This is a genomic window from Allobosea sp. P4_C6, from assembly GCF_056402015.1.
Window position 1 is genome coordinate 1 of the sequence record NZ_JBFUIF010000161.1, and the last position, 2,956, is coordinate 2,956.

Genomic DNA, 2,956 nt, shown 5'->3' on the forward strand with positions numbered 1-2,956 from the left:
CTTCCCAACACTGCTTGATGCGCCAAATCGCGATGATCTACCCGACATCATGCTGGGGGCCTTTCGTTTCTCAGAGACCGTTTGAGAAAGGGAGGCGTCGGCTTCGGCATGATTCAAGCTTGGGATGTGGACCCGAGCGAGCCGTGGCCGGATGGCTGGATTTGAGCGGCGTGCCAAGCGCTACCCGACGGATTTGACGGATGAGGAATGGCGCTTCATCGCGCCGTTTCTGGCGCCTGCGCCGAAACGTGGTCGCACGCCGACGATCGACCTTCGCGAGGTGCTCGACGCACTGCGATATCTCGCACGGACTGGCGGCGGCTGGCGGATGCTACCAAACGATTTTCCGCCCTCGCAGACGGTCTACTGGTGGTTCCGGCGCTTCGTTTGTCGTCTGCTGTTCAAGAGGATCCATGACGTCGCGCTGATGCTCGATCGCGAACGCGAAAGCCGGGAGCCGTCACCGACCGCAGCCGTGGTCGACGGCTAGTCAATGAAGGCGCCGGCGGCGAAACAGCGCGGGTTCGATGCCGGCAATAGGGTGGTCAGCCGCAAGCGCCCACCGATGGCAGGCTGCTCATGGCCTGGCTAGCCGTTCTGAGCGCCGACCGTGCCGTTGCAGCAGGCGGCGCTCGGCCTGGCTTAGCTCRAGCGCGTCGACGAACTCGTCGCCAGCAAGCGTAGGATTTTTGGCTGGTATTGCGAGGCCTTCGCCGATTCCTTTCCCGGCACGCTGAACCCGGACATCGAAGGCCTCCACAATTCCTGTTGGGGTGTCGACGGTGATCCTCAACGAAGGGTTGGGCATGACCAAGGTGCAACTGGTGCTGCGCCTGCGCGAGCAAGGGGTCGACGTGCGCCCCTTCTTCTATCCACTGAGCGCGATCCCGGCCTTCAAGGATGCTCCGGGCGCGAAGCTGGCGCGCGCGAGGAACCGCACCGCCTATGGCCTGAGCCCCCTCGGCATCAATCTGCCTAGCGCGCTGAGCCTGACACGCGAAGACGTGGAGTATGCTCTCGCCACTTTGAGGCAGCTGGTCCCGGCCTGGATGGCAGCGCAGGTTTGCGGGCTGGCGTGACCTCGGCTATCTGGCCCGCAGGCGTGCGCAAGACATGGCTATGTCCACCGCGGCTACGCGCCGCGACTGCGGCAACCGCGTCCAAAATCTGTGATCAAATTGCCCCGTTTGTATCGCCCCTGATTCAGATAAGGTATGTCCACGCATGGGTCCAATCTTCCGAGCTGAAAACTCTCGCGGGCGCGTGGGCGRATCATTCCACCACGGGCTTAGCGTTAGCCACGGTGTTGACAGGAATGTTGCCATCTGAGACTGCGGGCATTCGCATGCGAAGGAGTTCTGTTTTGTTAAGGTTGGAATCGGAGCCGGCAAAGCCGACCCGGCTATCTGTCGTAGCACCCTGTTACAATGAAGAACTCGTCATAGAAGAATTTCTTCGGCGTGTCCTCGCGGCATGCGAGGCCGAAGTCGGCGATGATTTCGAGATAGTTTTGGTCAATGACGGCTCCTCGGATACGACGTTGAGCTTAATCCGGAAGCATGCCAGCTCAAACAAGCATATCGTCGGCGTTGATTTGGCGCGTAACCACGGCCACCAGATCGCGGTTACCGCCGGCTTGGCTATTGCCCGTGGAACTCGTGTACTGATAATCGACGCGGACCTCCAAGATCCTCCGGAACTTCTTCATGGTTTGATGCAAAAAATGGATGAGGGTTTCGATGTCGTTTATGGCAAACGCCGCAAACGAGACGGGGAAACGAAGTTCAAGTTACTTACAGCCAAGGCATTTTATCGGCTACTTCATCGCCTGACGCAAGTCGATATACCTAGCGACACTGGCGATTTTCGACTTATTAATCGGCGTACAGTTGATCTTCTAAACCAAATGCCCGAGCAAAATCGATTTTTGCGCGGGATGATTGCGTGGCTTGGAGGAAAGCAGACGCCATTGCTTTATGATCGCGATGCGCGTTACGCAGGAGAAACAAAATATACATTTAGAAAGATGGTGCGACTCGCTATCGATGCAATAACTGGATTCTCTGCCGCTCCATTGAGGCTGGCGACCGTTACAGCTCTAGCAGCCGGGCTTACAGCGATTGCTCTTTCTTTCTATATCTTTGTATCATATGCGTTCTTCCAGCCTGCGCCCGGGTGGACAAGCACGCTGCTGATCATTCTCGCCACATCGACAGCCCAGCTGATTTCCCTCGGAATAATAGGAGAGTATCTGGGCAGATTGTATATTCAGAGTAAAGGAAGGCCATTGTACATTATTAGCGAGATAATCGCTACCGATATAATTGACTAAATTTGTTTCTCGCGGGCAACAGGATCGTTGATCTTATGAAGCGCTCATCTTCTGGAGGGGCGCAATGATCCCTCATTTTCTAAAGCATCGTGAACGGGATATTCAGCGCGCCGCCATATTTGTTGGCATCGGTYTAGTTGTAAACGCTATATACATAGTGCTATTTATTTCCATTGTAACTGTTGATCCCGATAGTAGATTATTGGCATCAACCATTTCTTATATTTTGGCTTGCCTGTTTCAATATGTTGCCAATGCATATTTGACGTTCTCCCAATCACCCTGGGATCGATTGCGGTTCTTACGCTATATTTTGACCATTTCCATCGGATACATCTTATCGACATTTTTCTTGACCAAGATCGCTCCCCCGCTTCGCATCCCCGATTTGGTGGCGCTGTGCGGCGTCGCCGCAAGCCTGCCAGTGCTGAATTTTTTGTTGTTTAAGGGGTGGGTTTACAAGGCAAGCCGCAAAGGCGTACCAAGCGACCGGAATGATCGATCTAACTAGGTTAAGCGCCGTGGGGGACGTCGGCTTGTCCAGGCCGCGACCGTTCGCCCGGATAGACCCTAGGCCCTGTCAGAGCAGGCTCAATTGCGGAGGATGAGTTGAAGAAGTACAAC

At 55.3% G+C, this 2,956-nt stretch carries 3 protein-coding genes and 1 pseudogene; all 4 read left to right on the forward strand.

The window, feature by feature from the left end; all coding sequences use genetic code 11:
* Positions 1–124: 124 nt before the first annotated feature.
* Positions 125–630: pseudogene (locus AC1DVA_RS27320) on the forward strand (transposase); the annotation flags it as partial.
* Positions 631–782: 152 nt separating this feature from the next.
* Positions 783–1,079 (forward strand): DegT/DnrJ/EryC1/StrS family aminotransferase, encoded by a 297-nt coding sequence (locus AC1DVA_RS27325; RefSeq protein WP_476807976.1) that lies wholly within the window; start codon positions 783–785, stop codon positions 1,077–1,079.
* 284 nt (positions 1,080–1,363) lie between these two features.
* The gene (locus tag AC1DVA_RS27330) at positions 1,364–2,332 is read left to right on the forward strand and encodes a glycosyltransferase family 2 protein (RefSeq protein ID WP_476807977.1); all 969 of its coding nucleotides are present in this window, start codon (positions 1,364–1,366) and stop codon (positions 2,330–2,332) included.
* A gap of 64 nt (positions 2,333–2,396) precedes the next feature.
* Entirely contained in the window at positions 2,397–2,843 is a 447-nt protein-coding gene (locus tag AC1DVA_RS27335; RefSeq protein ID WP_476807978.1) for a GtrA family protein, read from the forward strand.
* The last annotated feature ends 113 nt before the right edge of the window (positions 2,844–2,956 follow it).